Source organism: Spirulina sp. LEGE 11439 (assembly GCF_059821285.1).
Map to the genome: position 1 here is coordinate 99346 of NZ_JCAMRX010000012.1, position 19680 is coordinate 119025.

14 protein-coding genes are annotated in these 19680 nt (G+C 44.3%); 10 read left to right on the top strand and 4 right to left on the bottom strand.

Annotated elements, in window-relative coordinates:
* Nucleotides 1–48: 48 nt before the first annotated feature.
* Both AC6RV6_RS11130 and hpxO read left to right on the top strand, forming a co-directional pair.
* Complete coding sequence (locus AC6RV6_RS11130) at nt 49–834, top strand: peptidoglycan-binding protein (protein ID WP_500240906.1); 786 nt, start codon at nt 49–51, stop codon at nt 832–834.
* Nucleotides 835–956: 122 nt separating this feature from the next.
* Nucleotides 957–2120, top strand: a complete 1164-nt coding sequence (gene hpxO, locus AC6RV6_RS11135) for an FAD-dependent urate hydroxylase HpxO (RefSeq protein ID WP_500240907.1) — start codon at nt 957–959, stop codon at nt 2118–2120.
* An 8-nt stretch (nt 2121–2128) separates the two neighbouring features.
* Here hpxO and AC6RV6_RS11140 read toward each other — a convergent pair whose 3' ends face one another.
* Nucleotides 2129–2662: a GNAT family N-acetyltransferase gene (locus AC6RV6_RS11140; RefSeq protein ID WP_500240908.1), complete on the bottom strand. Its 534-nt coding sequence runs from the start codon at nt 2660–2662 to the stop codon at nt 2129–2131.
* A gap of 250 nt (nt 2663–2912) precedes the next feature.
* Between AC6RV6_RS11140 and AC6RV6_RS11145 the strand changes: the two genes are divergently transcribed.
* Together AC6RV6_RS11145 and AC6RV6_RS11150 are read left to right on the top strand one after the other, a co-directional pair.
* Nucleotides 2913–7391 (top strand): response regulator, encoded by a 4479-nt coding sequence (locus tag AC6RV6_RS11145; RefSeq protein ID WP_500240909.1) that lies wholly within the window; start codon nt 2913–2915, stop codon nt 7389–7391.
* A gap of 82 nt (nt 7392–7473) precedes the next feature.
* Nucleotides 7474–9612 carry a response regulator gene (locus tag AC6RV6_RS11150; protein ID WP_500240910.1) on the top strand — a complete coding sequence of 713 codons (2139 nt, stop codon included), beginning with the start codon at nt 7474–7476 and terminating at the stop codon, nt 9610–9612.
* Nucleotides 9613–9644: 32 nt separating this feature from the next.
* Here AC6RV6_RS11150 and AC6RV6_RS11155 read toward each other — a convergent pair whose 3' ends face one another.
* Both AC6RV6_RS11155 and AC6RV6_RS11160 read right to left on the bottom strand, forming a co-directional pair.
* Entirely contained in the window at nt 9645–11150 is a 1506-nt protein-coding gene (locus tag AC6RV6_RS11155) for an ArnT family glycosyltransferase (protein ID WP_500240911.1), read from the bottom strand.
* A gap of 32 nt (nt 11151–11182) precedes the next feature.
* Nucleotides 11183–11866: a lecithin retinol acyltransferase family protein gene (locus AC6RV6_RS11160; protein ID WP_500240912.1), complete on the bottom strand. Its 684-nt coding sequence runs from the start codon at nt 11864–11866 to the stop codon at nt 11183–11185.
* A gap of 142 nt (nt 11867–12008) precedes the next feature.
* On the opposite strand from AC6RV6_RS11160, the gene AC6RV6_RS11165 reads away from it, so the two are divergent.
* Together AC6RV6_RS11165 and AC6RV6_RS11170 are read left to right on the top strand one after the other, a co-directional pair.
* Nucleotides 12009–13094, top strand: a complete 1086-nt coding sequence (locus tag AC6RV6_RS11165) for a sugar ABC transporter substrate-binding protein (RefSeq protein WP_500240913.1) — start codon at nt 12009–12011, stop codon at nt 13092–13094.
* Between the two features lie 44 nt (nt 13095–13138).
* On the top strand, nt 13139–15502 hold the full coding sequence (locus AC6RV6_RS11170) for an adenylate/guanylate cyclase domain-containing protein (protein WP_500240914.1): 2364 nt from the start codon (nt 13139–13141) through the stop codon (nt 15500–15502).
* Nucleotides 15503–15786: 284 nt separating this feature from the next.
* On the opposite strand, the gene cobS is transcribed toward AC6RV6_RS11170, so the two are convergent.
* Entirely contained in the window at nt 15787–16584 is a 798-nt protein-coding gene (gene cobS, locus AC6RV6_RS11175; RefSeq protein WP_500240915.1) for an adenosylcobinamide-GDP ribazoletransferase, read from the bottom strand.
* A 384-nt stretch (nt 16585–16968) separates the two neighbouring features.
* On the opposite strand from cobS, the gene AC6RV6_RS11180 reads away from it, so the two are divergent.
* The 4 genes from AC6RV6_RS11180 to AC6RV6_RS11195 all read left to right on the top strand — a co-directional run bounded on the left by AC6RV6_RS11180 (nt 16969) and on the right by AC6RV6_RS11195 (nt 19660).
* A complete protein-coding gene (locus AC6RV6_RS11180) occupies nt 16969–17415 on the top strand; it encodes a hypothetical protein (RefSeq protein WP_500240916.1) in 447 nt (148 codons plus the stop codon).
* A 29-nt stretch (nt 17416–17444) separates the two neighbouring features.
* Nucleotides 17445–18575 carry a tRNA guanosine(34) transglycosylase Tgt gene (tgt, locus tag AC6RV6_RS11185; protein ID WP_500240917.1) on the top strand — a complete coding sequence of 377 codons (1131 nt, stop codon included), beginning with the start codon at nt 17445–17447 and terminating at the stop codon, nt 18573–18575.
* Between the two features lie 69 nt (nt 18576–18644).
* On the top strand, nt 18645–18782 hold the full coding sequence (locus AC6RV6_RS11190; RefSeq protein WP_500240918.1) for a photosystem II reaction center protein K: 138 nt from the start codon (nt 18645–18647) through the stop codon (nt 18780–18782).
* Between the two features lie 101 nt (nt 18783–18883).
* Entirely contained in the window at nt 18884–19660 is a 777-nt protein-coding gene (locus AC6RV6_RS11195; protein ID WP_500240919.1) for a class I SAM-dependent methyltransferase, read from the top strand.
* Nucleotides 19661–19680 lie beyond the last annotated feature (20 nt).

The window sequence follows — 19680 nt, forward strand, 5'->3', positions numbered from 1 at the left end:
CGGCATAGTGGAATACTATTTTGGATCATTATCGTTGAGGAGGCAATTATGGACGCTTTAACTTATACTCTGGCTTGCACGCTCCAAGAAGAAATTGAAGGTATTGAATACGATTTTAGCAGTGTTGAATTTTTCAACTGGTCTGCAATTCCCAATGCTAAATGGCTGGGTTTGCTCTCGGTTGGCATTATTACAACTACCTTGATGACCGTCGCCCCCAGTTTAGCGCAAACCATGCCCGGAACTCGCTACGTCAGCACTCCCAATGGAAGTTGTCTCAATGCTCGCACCGGCCCAAGCATGAAGAGTAGCGTTTATAGCTGCGTTACCAATAAAGCCGTTCTCGCTCCCATTGTGGGCGAGCAAGGTGATTGGTATAAACTATCTACAGGGCGTTGGGTCTACAAGTCCTATACTGCGATCGCATCCAGCAGCTTGAGTGCGGGTGGAACCCTGCGCCAAGCTAGTACCCCAAAAGGTGATTGCCTCAACGCTCGCACCGGACCCGGGACGAACTACAAAATTGATATGTGCGTTAACAATGGTGCAACCCTGAAAACTGTTGTCAGCAGTCGCGGAGATTGGTTGCAACTATCAAGCGGTCGCTGGGTATACGGACCTTACACCAAAGCAGCAGGCGGCATTGGGGGTGTATCTCTCAAGCAAGGTTCGACAGGAGCCGCCGTGCGCCAGATTCAACAAAAATTAGGGATTACAGTTGATGGGGTATTTGGTTCAAAAACTGCTGCCGCCGTTAAAGCCTTCCAAACCAAGAATACATTAACGGTTGATGGGATTGTCGGTCCTCAAACTCGCAGAGCAATGAAACTTTGATAGTAAACAGTAAACAGTTATTCAGAGACTTTTACTGTTCATTGTTCGCTATTTTCTATTAGCATATGGATTGGAAAAAGGGGAATTATATTTTATTCCCCATTCTTTTTATAAGGTCAAGAATGTATAACCTCAAAGTTATTATTGTTGGTGCGGGAATTGGCGGTTTGACGACGGGAATTGCGTTGCAGCAAGCGGGATATGAAGTCGAAATTCATGATAAAGCCAAAAAATTGCGTCCGGCGGGTGCAGGGATTTCTTTGTGGTCGAATGGGGTAAAAGTTCTCAACCGTTTGGGGTTGGGAGAACAAATTGCACGGATCGGCGGACAAATGGATCGCATGGAATATCGCAGTTATACCGATGAATTGCTTAATGATATCGATCTCATGCCTTTAGTGACAAAGGTGGGACAGCGCCCTTATCCCGTCGCCCGTACCGATTTACAAAATTTGCTGCTAGATGCGTTTGGACGAGAAAATGTTCATTTGAATTCTCGTTGCATTGGCGTGGAAGAGAGCGATCGCGGTGCGACGGCTATTTTTGAGGGCGATCGCAGGATTACAGGCGATCTCGTCATTGGGGCGGATGGTATTCATTCTGTAGTGCGGCGTTATGTGACAGAAACAGAAATTGCTCTGCGTTATGCTAACTATGTAAACTGGAATGGTTTAGTGAAAGCCGATCCGGATTTCACTTCTAAAAACAATTGGGTTATTTATGTCGGGGAAGGAAAACGCGCTTCTATGATGCCCGTTGGCGGCGATCGCTTTTATTTCTTTTTTGGCTGTCCGATGGCGAAAGGAAGTACGGTGAAACCGGAAAATCGCCGAGAAGAATTGGCACAATTATTTCAAGGCTGGGCAACTCCCGTACAAAAATTGCTCCAAAGTCTCGATCCGTTGCAAACCAATCGTTTAGAGATTCACGATATCGATCCTCTCCCTCGCCTCGTCCGAGGTCAAGTCGTTTTATTGGGAGATTCTGCTCATGCGACAACCCCTACATTAGGACAGGGCGGCTGTCAAGCGATGGAAGACGCAGATATCCTCTCCCGTTACCTTCTCACGACTAATTTAAGCGTTGAAGATGCCCTCAAACGCTACGAAATCGCCCGCAAAGAACGCACGGCTAATTTAGTCTTAAAAGCTCGCAAGCGCACGGATACCATTTATGGCAAGGAAAGCGATCGCACTCAACAATGGTACGAGCAACTCAAACAAGAAAATCCCACGGATGTTATCAATGCTCTCGCTAAAATCATTTTAAGCGGACCTCTCAATTAAATTCTCAATTATTCTCGCCAATATTCCGGCTTGTTTAACGCATCACAGCAAATCACTTGACCTGAAACAGAAGCGATCGCGTCGGGGTGAAGTTCTCGCACCATCCAAGCATCGGGATACGCTTCAGGCATAGGATAAGTGGGTTCAAAACCAAGATTGCTGGCGGGTTTGAAGCCATGACGGGAATAATATTCGGGATATCCAGCGAGGAACACCAGAGCGACCCCCGATCGCGCTAAACGTTCTACTCCTTCTTGAATCAGTTTACCGCCAATGCCTTGTTTTTGAGCCTCTGGGATAACGGCGAGAGGGGCTAAAATGGCGATCGCGATCTTTGCCGTTGGCGTTAAACGCGCCGCAGTCAATAAAATATGTCCGACGGGTTGCTCGTTTTGCCAAGCAAGGAGAGATAAAAGCGGTTTGGCGGTGGGATCGCCCATCAGATTTCTCACGAGTTCCGCTTCAACTTCCTCACCAAATGCCAAACGCTCTACCAATATTACATCGTCGAGATCTGAATCCAAAGCTTCTCTTATATCCATTTGTGCCTTTATTTTAAAGTTAACGCTGGGTGTAGGCAATTTCTTACAGCGATCGCTTTTTCAGGCCAACTGGGAGGCTTATCCATTCGTTGCCGCAATCCAAGGTGTAGTATTAATTTTAGCTCATTCGAGGCGCTATGATGAAGGTAGGGAAAATCTACCATTCCCTATTTCCTGTTCCACGTTCCCTTCAAGGCTTGCAATCCTGCTTAATGCCTTGGTTAAATCAATCGTAACTCAAAAGAGGATTATGGTGAGTGGCAAAGTTCTGATTCTCGATGAAAATCATGCGACAAGGATGCAACTTCGAGAATTGTTACCCAAAGGGCAATATGAAATTCAAGAGGCTAGCGATGGAGAACTCGGCTTATCTCTCATCCAGCAAGAACGCGCGAATATCCGTTTTATTATTTTAGACTCAGCACTTCCGAAAGTAAATGGCTGGGACGTTTTGCAACAACTCCAAGCAGATACCGAACTGCAAAAAATTCCTCTGGTGATGATGACAGGGTTAACCGATGCACCCTCCTCGTCTCATCCGATGGTGGAATTTTTACATAAACCCTTTGAGAAAAAAGAACTGAAGACCGTTGTTAAAAATGCCATTGGTAAAGCGATCTCGGTTTATCAAAATATGTTAAGCGATCGCGAAACATCCTCGTTAGAAGAACCTATTTTAGAAGCGTCTATCGTAACATCGCAAAATTCCGAGGCAGGAGCTGCGCTTGATTTGGATAATATGTTTGAATCGTTTGTTGAATCCGAACGCGATCGCTCTGAGTTTGAAGAGGAACGAGAACTCGATTTTTCTTTCGATACAACAGGGACAGAGGACGCGATCGATAAAGAAGAGATGACCGCCTTAGGCTTGAATTTTCCTGCTTTAGATGTTGCAACGACTGCCGCAGAAAAACAAGAAAATAGCGAAGAAAAATTAGAGGTTGAAAGCGAAACAAGAGAACAAGAAGAAATAATAGCAATCGATCGAATTACATCTTTCGATCGCGATAAAGAGGACTGCGAAGCCGATTTTTCTTTTGATACGATAGGATCGGAGGAAACAATTGATACAAGTGAAATTAATACCTTACAAGAAGAAGGCGATCGAGTCAAAGAATTAGCAGAAGAAAACGTTAACTTTCCTGCTGTCGATCTGCCGTCCTCAGAATTATACAACGAATTCTCTAACCCAGAATTTGATTCTGAAGCAATTACAGCCGCGATTGATGATGAGACACCAGAAATCGATGAGTTTCCCTCTTTGGATATTGATTTATCAACCGAAGACCTTAACCCAGAAATCGATGAGTTTCCTTCTTTAGATATTAACTTATCAACCGAAGACCTTAATCCAGAAATCGATGAGTTTCCCTCTTTGGATATTGATTTATCAACCGAAGACCTTAACCCAGAAATCGATGAGTTTCCTTCTTTAGATATTAACTTATCAACCGAAGACCTTAATCCAGAAATCGATGAGTTTCCCTCTTTGGATATTGATTTATCAACCGAAGACCTTAACCCAGAAATCGATGAGTTTCCTTCTTTGGATATTAACTTATCCACCGAAAATTTTAACTCGGACATCAATGAATTGAAGTTAGAATTTACTTCAGGAAATGAATTAGAATCGCAAGCTAATGATGAAGGTGCGATCGCTTTAGAAAACCAACCAGAAGAAGCGCAAGAGAATCTATATATATTACCAGATGAACAGGAGTTAAATGTACAAGATTTAGAGTTAATCGAGCCAACAGAAAATTCACAGATAGAAGAGGATAGACCTCTCGATCGTCATGTTAATGAAGAAAGAGAAGATTTTAACACCGAAGAACTAGATAAAGAAACTAATGAACTCTCCTCTCTCGATTCAGCTATTTTTGCAGCAATACCGGAAAAAGAACAAGCTCGCCAACAACCAGATAAGGAGATTTCTCCTTTTGAGATCGCAGAATTTTCTCACGAAACTGATGTATTCAACGATGAAATTTTTCCAGAGTTAGCGATAGAAGAACCAGCAATCCATGAATGGAGCGAGCAAGATTTCGCGGCCGAATATTCTTCAGAAGAATCTGATGCGTTAATCGATGAGAGTTTTGCAGATTTAGGGACAGAAGAGTCATTACTTGAAGCGAATGAAACCAATAAGGAGGATTTTGCAGCCGAATATTCTTCAGAAGAATCCGATGCGTTAATCGATGAGAGTTTTGCAGATTTAGGGACAGAAGAGTCATTACTTGAAGCGAATGAAACCAATAAGGAGGATTTTGCAGCCGAATATTCTTCAGAAGAATCCGATGCGTTAATCGATGAGAGTTTTGCAGATATAGAGACAGAAGAGTCATTACTTGAAGCGAATGAAACCAATGAGGAGGATTTTGCAGCCGAATATTCTTCAGAAGAATCCGATGCGTTAATCGATGAGAGTTTTGCAGATATAGAGACAGAAGAGTCATTACTTGAAGCGAATGAAACCAATGAGGAGAATTTTACAGCCGAATATTCTTCGGAAGAATCTGATGCGTTAATCGATGAAAATGAACTCGAAACCCGCTTGGTTTCTCGCGATCTTCTTGCCTCGATAGATCCTGTTTCAGAAGAGAAAAAAGATACAGAGAGTTTTGATGAATCTGATGAACTCAGCACTTTTCCAGATGATTTTCCCGCAGAATTAGAAAAAGAAATCGAATCCTATAATACATCAGATGAAGACATTCGCAAGGATTATTACCGCGATGAATCTCAAAATGAGAACTTCTTCGATCCTTCTTTAAGACTCAATCCCACAGAAGAAATTCAGTATCCTGCGGAGGATATTTTCTCAATCCAAACTCCTTTAGAGTTGCAAGCGGATGAATCTGTAGAATCTTCTGAAAGTCTCTTTACTCCTCCTCCTCCTTGGGAGGAACAAAACAATAATGAATCCGATCGCAATGAATCTGATTCTATCTTCGATCCTTCCTTACAATTGGCAGAAGAAACGATCGCTTATTCTGCCGATATCGATAATATCTTTCCTCCTTTAGGAGAAACAGATTTATTTGAACCCGAAGCACCTCCCAATGAGTCTTTAGTTAGCGATTCATCGAGTCCCGATTCTTTCAGTATTGAAGACTTCGATCGCGAATTAACTGATAGCGATCGCCAACCCGAAGAAGAAGAATATACAATTCTTGAAGATAAACGCAGTACTCCCATTGCCCTTCCTGAAACTGTGACTAATTTAGAGGAATCGGAAGGAGAACATACAATCTTTGAAGATAAGCGCAGTCGCGAAATTGTCCAACCTGCAATCAAATCAACAGAAGAAACAGATAGTTTGGAATCAGAACATGAGTTTACCGTTCTCGAAGATAAACAAAGCATCGATCTCGCTTCTCAACCTTTTACTCTCAGAGAAGCACCCGATCCCGATCTGATTAATCGAGAAGCAGAGAATCCTTTACAACTGAACAAAGTTTTTACCGAAAGCGATCGTGAAACAGAAATTTCACATTTAGTGAACTTATCGGGATTTGATGATGTCTTGATGCGTTATCAAAGCACTGTTGAAGAAGTTAAAATTTCCGCTCTCAAAGAAGCCTTTGATTATGACGAGCCGGGCTATCGTTTAATTATTAATGCTTTGCGGGAAGAATCATCAGAAATTCGCCAAACTGCCGAAAAACTGCTCATCGAATACTTGAAAAAACCCAGAATTCAAGTATTACCCCCCCATGAAAATTGGACGGCAATGCAATGTTTGCATACCTTGCGAGGGCATTCCTACTGGGTGCAAGATGTCGCGATCGCACCAGACGGACGCACGATTGCAAGCGCCTCTAAAGACGGAACGATTAAACTCTGGGATATATTGACCGGACGAGAAATGAGAACCCTCCACGGTCACGAAGCCGCCGTCCTTTCCGTTGCCATTAGTGCAGATGAGGAACGCTTAATCAGTTGCGGTACCGATAACGCGATTAAAATTTGGAGTTTGGACACGGGAATGGAGTTAAATAGCATTCTCAGTAAATCTCACAATATTTACGTGCTGGCTGCGAGTCCAAATGGCAAGACTCTTGTGAGTGCCAGTGCAGATAACACCATTAAACCCAAATACGATGGCGGTTTGGAAGCCTTTTTAAATCGCATTCCCTCTCGTCGCGTCAGCGCTCTTTTGAGCCTGATCGGGCTGTTGAAACGATCGCCCGCGATTAAAATTTGGGATTTAGATCGAGGAAAACCCAAAGGTAATTTCCAAGGTTACTCTCGTGGGGTCACAGATTTAGCCATCAGTCCGAAAGGCGATAAAGTCGTCAGTGGCAGCCGCGATCGCACCATTAAAATCTGGGACTTTAAAACCGGGAAAAACCTCGATACCCTATGGGGTCATAACGACGAAATTCGCTCGGTGGTCATCAGTCCCGACGGAAAAACGATTGTTAGCGGCAGTCGCGATCGCACCATTAAAATTTGGGATATGCAGTCGGGTCATGTCTTGCGAACCTTGCGCGGTCACGGTCAGTCTGTTACCTCTGTTGCCGTCAGTCCCGATGGTGCGATTATTGTTAGTGGTAGTCGGGATAGTAGTATTAAAATTTGGGATTTTAATACCGGAGAATTTATTAATACTCTTCTCGGCCATACAGATTTAGTGCGATCGGTCGCGATCTCGTCCGACGGAAAAACAATTGTTAGCGGCAGTCGCGATAATACAATTAAAGTCTGGGGAAACGTTTATCAGTGAAGAGTAAAGAGTAAAGAGTAAAGAGTTAGAGAATTAAGCAACAATCAACAACTAATAACCAATAACCAATAATCAACAACCAATGGCAAAAAATAAAGTTTTAATTCTTGAAGATAGCGAAGAAATGCTCTTATCCTTACGGGGAATGCTGCCCGGCGGGAAATTTGTTGTTGTGGAAGCAAGAGACGGAAAAACTGCCCTTGATGTGATTAAAAAAGAAGTGGCTAATCTGCGCTTGCTGGTGATTAAGTTTAATTTGCCTCAAATCAGTGGCTGGAAAATTCTCAAAAAAGCACAAGATCATCCCAAACTACAAACTATTCCGATGGTTTTGATGGCCGAAGCCAGCGACCCGATCGCCGCAAAACTCCCCCCCGCCGATCGCTTTGAAGTGATTGTTCATCCCTTCGATCGCAAGCAATTCCAAGCAGCAATGAAGGCAGCGATCGCAAAGGCCAAAAATCCTTCTCTCCCCATATCTTCTCCCTCACCCCCTGCAGCTAAGATTCCCGCACCTCCACCCCCTGCATCGAAACCCATACCCGCTCCTCCTCCACCCCCTGCGGCTAAGATTCCCGCACCTCCACCCCCTGCATCGAAACCCATACCCGTCCCTCCTCCACCCCCTGCGGCAAAACCCATACCCGTCCCGCCCCCTGCGGCTAAAATTCCCGCACCTCCGCCACCTGCACCGAAACCAGCACCATCACCTTCTGTTAATCAAACGCCAATTTCCTCAAAAGTGAAGGAAATTCCCGATATTATTGCTCCTCCACCCCCTTCGGTTGCGCCAGAACCGGAATTACCGTCATTAGGTGATGCAGATATTGCGATCTCTGCACCTCCAGAACCAGAGTTGCCATCCTTAGCCGATGCAGATATTGAAGATAATACACCGAAACCAATTCTACCTAGCCCCGATCTTGACGATGATGCCGAGTTGCCCAATCCCTTTGTCATGCGCGAGAATTGGGATGAATTAGCAGCAAGTTACCATGCAGAAACCCGTAATGCCAATGCCTTCGATCCCTTTTTCTCGCCTGCTGATAGTGTCTCCGTAGAAGCTCCCGCGATCGACCCCAATAACCCCTTTTTCACCTCTCCCGATGCGCCGATCGCCCCAACACGGGATAGTTCCCCCGATCCTCTCGATCCGTTTGCCTCCACTGCTTCACCGCCAGAAACCTTAAAATCTCCTGCATCTAAAAAAAAAGAAACAGACATCCCAGCACTCGGAGATATTGAAGAACTTAGCCTTGAAGAACTTAGTATTGAAGAACTCGGAGACAGTGAAAATTTATTAAGCGTCCCTGATTTTTCAGACTCAATTCCTGAAACTCCCGACTTAATTCTCGATACTCCAGATCCTATCAATAACACTTTAGAAGTTCAAGAAATCGATAATAATCTAGAAGTTCAAGAAACGGAAAACTACGGCGATACAGGCATTCCTTACGCAGAAGTTGAATGCTTGCATATTAATAGCGAGGTGCAATATCGGGGTGTAAAAGGACTCGCGATCGCCCCGGATGGTGTCACCTTCGTCACTTGCGGTACAGAGGTTTATCTCAACCGTTGGAACTTGTACGATCTCAGCAAAGAAGCGCAATTTAGTCTCTATTCTAAAGGGGCGCATTGCCTGACGATTACTCCCGATGGCGCGATCGTCCTAACTGGGGCAGAAAAAAGCAATATTAAATGTTGGGATATGAATACGGGAGAACTTATCGGTACTTTTAGCGAAGGATCTCTCGGTATTACTGGATTGACTGTAACTCCTGATGGCTCTACCGTTGTCAGCAGTTCGGCGAAAAGCAATCTCAAACTCTGGGATTATGCTTCAGGAGAATTGTTAGGACCTCTCAACGATGAATCTTTAGGGGCGACGGCTGTTACCATCACCCCTGATGGCTCTACCGTTCTCAGTAGTTCCCACGAGACGAATATTAAGTATTGGGATTTCGCCACGGGAGAATTATTAGGACCATTAAATATTCAATCTTTTGGTGTGACTTCTTTAGTGATAACACCAGACAGTCAAGCAGTGATTAGTGGGGATGAAAAGGGAATGATAACAATTACCAGCTTGCAAACCGGGGAACTGATTCGCAGTATTAAAGCGCATCAACTCGCAGTGAATGCTGTTGCCGTCACTCCGGATGGTTGGTATATTGTCAGTGCTAGTGATGAAGAAATGAAATTATGGGGAGTGCCAGAATAAATTGAATTTGTTATCTAGTATTTTTACTAAAATTATATTAAATCTTTTCTAATGTAATGAATAGTCCAATAATGTTCGTATTTGTAGCGCATTTTGTTGTAATTTTGACCGAAATAAGCATCTAATGGCGGTTCTAATTCGGGTAACTTTTCAATTAAACATTGTGTGGGAGAATATTTAGCAAATAAGGATTTTAAAAAATCATCGCTAATTTCTCCAGAAGCAATTCGTTTTCTGGATAAGGTGGCAATTTCAGGCGGAACATTTAAGCCAGCATGAGCAGCATACATGGGAATATCGGTAAAAATCCACTGGGCTGAATCTTGATATTGCAACAAATGTTGCAATACTTCTTGGCGATCGCGGCTTTCTTGGATAAACTTCTGATTTTGTAAGCCGATGAAACTTAATTTAATCGGTAAAACTAAGCAAGAGAACATTAATGCGATCGCAGCATATCTTAATTTAAAAATATCTCTAATTTTCCGATGTTTTAAAGCCGCAAACCAGCCGGTTTCTTGCAAATCCTGAATTGCAGCCATCATTCCATAAGTCGCCAGCCAAACCAGAGGGATTGACAACAGCAAATAATGGTGATACCAAATTGGCTTGTGGTTGAGTAAAATAACCGTTGCTAAAATCAACCAAATGAGGGGAAATTTTGCGAGAGAGTCTTGAGATTTCCAGATTTTCCGAACGCCTAAGATGGCTAATAGTCCATAGTCTAAACCTTGCAGATACATGATCGAGATGTCGTGAAAACTATTTTGATTGGGAAAGGCATCTTTAACATTATTGGTTAAATGAAATTGAAAAAAGTGTTGCAGATCGAGAGAATTGAGAAAAAATCCTGCGATCGCAAAAGTTCCCAAAAAACTCAAACACCATAAAGTCGCCGGATAAAATCCCCTCAATCTCGATTTTAATTCTTGAGATTTTCCTTGTTCCAGCCAATAAAATAAAAGCAAAGGAAATAAGAAAATCGTATACATTTTTAATTGTAAAGACAATCCCAAAGCGATTCCTGAGAGGATTATATAATAAAAAGATGGATTATTTTTAGCATACAAAAACAGAAAATAAATAGCAACGACTGCTAAAGTTAATGAAGGCAAACCTATCATAATTGATACGCTCAACCGCATAAAATTAATGGAAAAAATCAATAAAATTGTTCCGATTACTGCGGGAATAATATCAAGACTGAGGCGAAGAATGTGACTGAAACTCCAAATCAAAAGAGTTGCAAAACAGAGAACCAACAAACGAGCAGCAAAAACAGAATCTCCTAAGAAGCCGAAGAAATTCAACCAATGAGAAAGTAAAAATGTAAATAGAGGAGGCTGATCGCTCCAAATTTCCCCGTACAAGGCAAACCCTTGTGAATAGAGTAAAGCCTTAACCATTTCTTGCCCTTCATCAGAATCAAATTGAAAAGTTTCTGCGATCGGCATCACAAACCAAACCAAACCAAAGAAAAAAGCAGGAAGACCCAAATTAAAAATAAGTTCCCGATACTGACGAAGCAATTTTTTCATACTAAAAAATCAAACTTTTTACTATTCACTCTTTACTCTTTACTGATATGTTGGCTATTGTAAATTAGGTTTTCGGTCATTTTGGCTAATTGTGCTAACTTAGATTCCAAATTTTTAGCTTGTTCTTTGTATTTGAGTTTACGTTGAATGGCTGCCCGTGCCAAATCTTCCCGATCGCGTTGCAAAGCCTCTCGCGCGACTCGATCCCATGCCTTCATTTCTGCTAAAGCCTGCTTGTATCGGGGTTGCAAGTCATCCCAAATGACCTTAATATCCCCGAGAGCGCGATCTAAAAGCGTGCGAGCATTTTGCTCGTCTGTCCCTCGTAATGCTTGCTCGATCGGTTCGGATAAGCGATCGATATTGAAATGATCGATCGCGGGAACAAAATCCTTAATTTGTTGGGAATAACTCATTCCCGTTTTGCACCACGTGGCAAAATGCTCGCAATTATTAAATAATAAGTTATAACGTTTTTCTCCTAAGCGACTTTCTGCCCGACGAACCACCGTATCGGGAATAAAAGCAGTGGGATAATTTTTTCGATAAACAGGATTACCTCGAGCAAAAGTTGCGAGGGAAGTTCGTTCGATCGTTTCGCTGGGTTTACGATAGTGAATCACCGTCCCATCACCGAGATCGATTCCGTGATGTTGGTAGAGACCCTCACGATCGAAAAGCTCTCGCGGAACATAAATCTGATCGCCTCGTGCCATTTCAATGAACAATGAACAATAAACAATTATCTTTTCAAAAAAGGAATGCTTGTGTTTAGTTATTCCTCACGATCGCCGATCGAAAAGACTAAGATAGAAGAGAAAAATCGAGATGTCATGCCGTTTTTGGGGTTAGATATAGATGGTTAAATTATCCCTGAATTTTCTCTGCTTAACTGTATTAGTTGCCTTGATGGGTTGTCAACCTTCCACCTCTACGAGTCAATCGCGAGAGGAAAATCAAACCCAGAACCATTCTCCCAGTAATGAAGCGATCGCGCCGTCTCTGACTCCTTCAGACTCCGAATATCAAATTCCCCCAACCGAAATTAAAGCGACAAAGCCTTGGAATATTCTCGTCGTGGTGAAAGATACGTTTAACCCAGAAACGGAGGAACATGGCGACCTCTATCAGGAACAGGTGTGGGCTGGTGCCGTCAAAGCCGGTGAAGATTTTGGGGTGAATGTAGAGCTTTTGTCCAATACTTGTCACACTTGCGTTGAAGACCAAATCCGCGCCATTGCCGATCGCCTCGAGACGGGGAACATTAATGGCATAGTTATCATGGCGACAGACTCAATTCGCGTTGCTCCCGTCATCGAGAAGGCGATCGCTCGCAATATTCCCGTCGTCGCGATGGATACGCCCTTAAACAGCGAAAATCTCCTGACTTTTGTAGTTTTCGACAATGTGGCTGGCGGAAAAGTTATGGGAGAATGGCTGGTCAAGAAATTAGGCGGGCAAGGGCGAGTTTTAATCTTAGATGGAGCCTTAGAACAACAAAACGCCGTCGATCGCCGAGCCGGATTTCTCGCAGGCTTGAGAACGGGTGATATTGATATTATCGAGACTAAATCGGCTCAATGGTCTCGAGAGAAAGCGAAAGAAATTACCCAACAGTGGTTGCAACAACATCCCGACATTGACGCGATCGTTGCCGCTAATTATTCCATGTCCGTCGGTGCCAGCGAAGCGGTCAAAGCAGCCAATCGACAAGATAAAATTATTGTCACTGGATTTGATGCCATGCCCTCTGCCTTAAAATCAATCGCAGAAGGCGCGATCGCTGCCACCATTGACCAAACTCCCGCTCGACAGGCACGTTTATCCATTCAACTTCTCCTCCGACATCTCGAAAACGGCGAAACTTTCCCCCCTCGCGTCTTAATTCCCGATATCCCTCTCATCGATCGCGATACTATTGAACAAGGAAAAGCTGAAAAATAAATTTTCCCCCGTTGCCTATTATTTCTTTCATTGATAATTGTTCATTGATAAAAGTTTCCTCGCCTCGTCCTCCTAACTCCCTTAGCCAGCAGATCGTCAGACGGGTATTTTTTTTGAGTTCGATCTGCATCCTCAGCTTGGCTACGGCGATGACCTTGGGACTGGCAACCAGTATCGAACGGGTGAAACGAAAATTAGAGCGAGTTAATATTCAAGCCGTCAGAACGACAGACCTCTTTATTTTAAATCTACAAAGCGATCTGATTGCCACGAGTGCCTCTCTCTCTGCAACCCAAGATCCCAATGCCGTCTTGCAAAATATGCTGGCTCGCAATGCTTCTTTGTTAGATATTTTCTTAGTTCAACCCAATGGAGAGGTTGTGGTTCAACAAAGCCGCGTCGGTCGTCCCAAATACAAACGCTACGCTCAAACTTTGCCCATTGCTCAAAAAATTAGTTTTGGGGAGGTAGGAGTCGGGGGAATTTACTTTGACGATCGCACGCCTCAACTCGATATGGCGATCGAGGTTACGAATGAGATCGGCCTGCCGATCGCAACTTTATCGGCGACTATCGATCTCAATCGCCTCTGGAATAAAATTATTGGCATTCAAGTCGGTCAAGATGGCTATGTCTTTTTAGCGACGAAGAAAGGTCAAATTATCGCTTTTCGCAACCGACAACTACAAGATCCCGATATTTTCCTCCCAGATATTATCGGTCGCTCCGGGTTGGATATTGCGCGATCGGGATTTAATTTCTATCGCGGTTTGGGAGGGGAATGGGTCGTCGCGATCGCCCAACGCTTAGAAATTATGCCTTCATGGTTTGCCATTGTCGAACAACCCGCCCGGGAATTTCTCACCCCTTTACTCTTCGTCGCAGCGATCTGGTTGGCAATCTTGCTGGCCGCGATCGCCCTAATCTATGGCATTATCGGCTTTACCCGCAAACGCATCGTCCTTCCCCTCGGCCTGCTCCGAGAAGCTGTCAGCCGCCTCAGTAGTGGTGACTGGGAATATCGCTTTGAAATCCCCAATACTGATGAATTGGGGGAATTAGCCGATTCATTTCAGAACATGGCCGGACAATTGCAGGATACTTTTGCCACCTTGGAACGCAACAACGCCAAGATGCAAACTTTAAACGATGCTTTGAGCCAGAGCGAACGCAAATTAACGCAATTTCTCGAAGCCGTCCCCGTAGGCATTTTTGTCGTCGATGCCCGAGGCAAGCCCTATTATGCCAACCAAAAAGCAAAAGAATTACTGGGAAAAGGTGTAGATATTGAAGCTTCGGCGGAAAATTTAGTCGAGATTTATCAGGCCTATATTGCTGGGACAAATCGCCTCTATCCCAATGCCAACCAACCTATTTTACGCGCCCTGCGAGGGGAAGCCTCCAATACCGAGGATATGGAAATTCATCAGAGCGATCGCCGCATCCCCATTGAAATTTGGGGAACCCCGATTTATAACGTGGAAGGAGAAGTGAATTATGCGATCGCGGTTTTTCAAGATATCACAGAACGCAAAAAAGCCGAAACTGAACGCCAGCGTTTTACCGAACAACTCAGCCAACTCAATGTTGCTTACGAACGTTTTGTTCCCGAACAATTTCTCCAACTTCTTGATAAAACCAGTATTATTGATGTTCGTCTTGGGGAAGCCGTACAAAAAGAAATGTCGGTTTTATTTGCCGACATTCGCAATTTCACCACCCTCAGCGAACGCATGACCCCCGAGGATAATTTTAAATTTATTAATGCCTATCTTTCCCGCATGGAACCCTCAATTGTTGAGAATGGTGGGTTTATTGATAAATATGTCGGAGATGGCATTATGGCACTCTTTAGCGGTAACGCCGACGATGCAGTGCGGGCGGGAATTTCCATGTTAAGAAGACTGAGAGAATATAATAAAACCCGCACCCGACCCGATCGCCCTCCGATTTCTATCGGCATTGGGATTAATACAGGATCGTTAATGTTGGGAACCGTTGGAGGCAGTCAGCGTATGGATAGTACGGTGATTAGCGATACTGTTAATTTGGCCTCTCGTTTAGAAACGTTAACCAAGCAGTACAATGTCTCTTTATTAATTACCCATCAAACGTTTCTTGGTCTTGCTACTTCTCATCAATATCAAATTCGTTTAATCGATCGCGTCTTAGTCAAGGGAAAATCGGAACAAATTTCTGTATTTGAAGTTTTTGATGCCGATCCTGACGATTTGCGTATCGCCAAAAAAGCGATGAAAACAAAGTTTGAACAAGCCGTTTTATTATATCATATGGGGTTATTTTTTGAGGCTGCCAAAGTCTTTCAAAGCTGCTTGCAAGCTCACGCCAATGATGGAACAGCACAGTTTTATTTAAAGCAGTGTCAGGATAAGATGACTGATGAATAATTGCTCGCTGTTTGCTGTTTACTGTTTACTGTTCACCACGGGCTGCCAATTAAAGTAAACCCACTCCAGTAATAAGGATGAATTAAAGTGCGATCGCCAATTAGGGCTAATTCATCGGGTAAAAACAGATATTTTTTAGCCCTGCGATCGCTTCAGTGGACGGAATACCAAGGAATATTTCTGTATTCCTTGTAGGACAAGGCTTTCAGCTTTGGCGAATACCACCCTTTTTACTAAACTTTACCTCTGAGGAGAGGGTGAAAAAAATTCTCAGATATTCCCCTTTACCATTGAGAGAAGAGCAGAAAAAGACAAAGATAAAAGGTTTCTGTCCATTCTACTGTTGCACCGTAGGTATCGCCAGTATGCCCCCCCAGTTGACGAGCGAACCAATATCCCATTGCGATCGCGAGAACTAATCCAGCGATCGTGACTCCCAAAGCAATTAACCATTTTTCTCCAGATAAAGATATATGCAATACACTCACGCCAACTAATAACAAGAAACCCCCGAGGACATCTTGGGGCCAATGTAAATTTTCTTTATGAAACGCCCCTTTTCCTTGCAATTTAAGATAGGGATAAAGCCCGATCGCCATAATTTGTCCCCAACGTCCCCATCCTGCCGCTAACATTAAACCCAGACCGCGAAAAGAAACAATTTCACTTAACGCCAAGGTTTTTAAAGAAAAAATAACAATTGCCGCCATCACACCAAACGCCCCACTGCGGCTATCCTGCATCACCTGCAAGCGGCGATCGCGATCGGGGACAGCCAATCCATCTGCCGCATCCATCGCCCCATCGAGATGCAATCCTCCCGTTAAGAAAATCCACAGCGCAACAATGACTCCACTGCGAGGAAGGACAGGCATTTGCAACCCTTGTAAACTCCAATCGGTAGCCGCTAATAACAGGCCGAGAAGTAACCCGATCGCCGGGGCAAAACGAGCAACGCGATCGAATCTTAACTCCTTTATCTTCGGCAACGGCAGGCAAGTATAAAAAATTATCGCCGCCAAAAAAGACCGCCAAAATAAAAATAACCACTTCAAGACGTATGGGGGTTTCAATTGTTTCATCTCCTGTTAGACTAAAAACGAGGCAGTTGAAAAATATTGAGCTAAGATTGGGTTAAAGGTCAGTCAAACAAAAGATCGACAAAAAGGTCAGCAAAATCGACCCGAGTAATGGTCAGACCCCCCAATCAGGTTAGGGTGTTATTTCCCAATAACCCCACTAGATTGATACTAGATCGATATCCAATCGAAACTAGAGGTAAGTCTTCAACTGCTCAATCAAGCTCTCAAAATAGTTTTTTTGCAGTTCTTTCAGTTCTTTGCAGGAAGTTGTTTGAGAGAAAACTATTTGAGACAAACCCAGGATAAATTTTTATCAACCCATGTTACCCTTTCATGGCACGATGAAACATTCCCATGAAATCCTCGCAGTAATGGCTGTTTCCCATGAGTCACAACCCACTCCCCCAATCACTTCCCGCCCCTTGCATCATCGATAGTGGTCTTGTCGTCAACAAAGATGATATGCGCCGCTTGCTCGGTTCCTTAACGCGGGTCTACTACCTTCACTCCCTCGACGATCGGGTGCAAAGTCAAGGTGAAGGTTACGTTTTAGAAGTCTTTGCCGATGGCGGGCAAGCAACGCTAATTGCCAATCACGCCCTCTATATTAACGTGCAGAGTTTCGATTACCTGCACCTGCATCAATCTTCCGAGCAAGAAACCTTTTTCGATCTTATCCAAGATAACCGCAAATTGCGATTAATTCCTTTAACCAATTCCCTACACGACCGAGAAAACGCAGATAACTTGGACGAAGTGGCACTAGAAGCCATGCTCGAACAAGTCCTTGCTGCAAAATGGGACGTACAAATGGATGATGAAGACTTTTGAAAGGGGCAAACAATAATGGGGAATCGGTAATGGGCGATCGGGAAATTTGTTCCTCTCCTTTTTCCTTTAATCTGCAAAAAACTTGTTCTCGCACGCGGGCGAGGGCAGGTATTTTTTATACTCCTCACGGTATCGTAGAAACACCTCGTTTTATGCCCGTCGGGACGGTAGGAACGGTGAAGGGACTCACTCCGGCTCAAATCGAACAAACCGGAGCGCAAATGATTCTCGCCAATACCTATCACCTGCATTTGCAACCCGGAGAAGAACTCATTGCCAAGGCGGGAGGGCTACATCGGTTTATGGGCTGGGAACAGCCGATTTTGACGGATTCGGGCGGGTTTCAAGTTTTTAGTTTAAGTGAATTACGCAAGATTGAAGAAGAGGGTGTGACGTTTCGATCGCCTCGGGATGGTCGTCTCATTCATTTAACCCCAGAACGCTCGATCGCCATTCAAAACGCCCTCGGTGCCGATATTATTATGGCATTTGATGAATGTCCTCCCTATCCCGCAGAACGAGAGGAAGTCAAGGCCGCCACAGACCGAACTTATCGCTGGTTAGAACGTTGCGTCACGGCGCACCAGCGCCCCCAAGAGCAGGCTTTATTCGGCATCGTACAGGGGGGAGTGTTTCCGGATTTGCGGGTGGCTGCAGCGCGATCGCTTCTCGATTTTGACCTACCCGGATATGCGATCGGTGGGGTCAGCGTAGGAGAACCCCCCGAACTCATGTATCCTATCGTCGAAGCCACTGCCCCTATTTTGCCGGACAATAAACCCCGTTATTTAATGGGAATCGGGACTTATCGAGAAATGGTGAGAGCGATCGCCGCCGGGATCGACCTATTTGATTGCGTCATTCCCACCCGTTTTGGTCGGCATGGTACGGCAATGGTACAAGGAGAGCGATGGAATTTAAAAAATGCTCAATTTCGCGAGGATTTTCGCCCCCTCGATGAGACTTGCCCCTGTTATTGCTGTCAAACCTTCAGTCGCGCCTATCTCAATCATCTGGTGAAATCTAAGGAAATGCTAGGTTATATTTTGCTGTCCTTGCATAACGTAACGGAATTGGTGCGCTTTACCCAACGCATTCGCGAGGCGATAGAATGCGATCGCTTTCCCGAAGAATTTGCCGAGTGGTTGGAGGAAAAGTAGTCCGCCATACTATGTTAAAATCTATTGCAAATCTTAATAAATGCTGTATCGGAAGGACTTAATAAATCAATGAACGTTGCAATGCTGCTGGCGGAATTACCCGAAGCCTACCAAATTTTCGATCCCCTCGTGGACGTACTTCCACTCATCCCTTTATTTTTCCTGTTGCTTGCTTTCGTTTGGCAAGCGGCGGTGGGTTTCAGATAAACTGCTTTTTTCAAAGTAGCGCGGGATTCTCGCAGAAGGACATCTCATCTGAGGTGTCCTTTTTGATGGGATATCATAGAAGGATGAGAATGGAGGGGAGAATGCCAGCAGAAATTGCGAGAGATTACTTTGAATTCATTGCCAATGTTGGCGTGGCCAAGCACGGTGGGAGTATGGCAGCTACACGGGAACTCATCTCATTATGTCACATCGAAAGCGGGCAATCCGTGTTGGATGTCGGTTGCGGGATGGGGGTCACGTCTTGCTACCTCGCAAAAACAACAAACTGTCTGGCGATCGGGGTAGATCTGTTGGACAAGGCGATCGAGCAGTCCCAAGCCAGAGCGAAGGCCGAAAGGGTAGAAGAGCGAGTTCAATTTAGAGTAGCAGATGCGCGAAAACTGCCGTTCGAGGATAATTTTTTCGATGCGGTCATCTCGGAGTCAGTGAATGTCTTCTTGACAGACAAACAAGAAGCAATCAACGAATATCTGCGAGTGACCAAGCCCGGGGGGTATGTGGGGATAAATGAGATAACTTGGCTCAAACCGCCGTCACCCGAGATGGAGAAATACTTAAAACGAGTGATTTATGCTGAAGCCCTAGATTCTCATAGCTGGACAAAACTGATGCAAGAAGCAGGTTTGCAGGAGGTTGTTAGCAACCCTCACCCATTTAATATTCCCTTGGATACCAAGGGGATGTTTGAATTGTACGGGGGCTGGGGAATTGTTAAAGGGATTCTGAAGATGTTGGTCTTGTTTTTCACGGATCGGAAGGCACGCGGATTTCTCAAGGAGGGAGCGGGGGGAATCTCGAAGGATATGTTTGAGTCTATCGGGTATGGGGTGTATGTCGGTCGGAAGGAGAGTTTGTAGGGCGTGGATCTCACGATTAA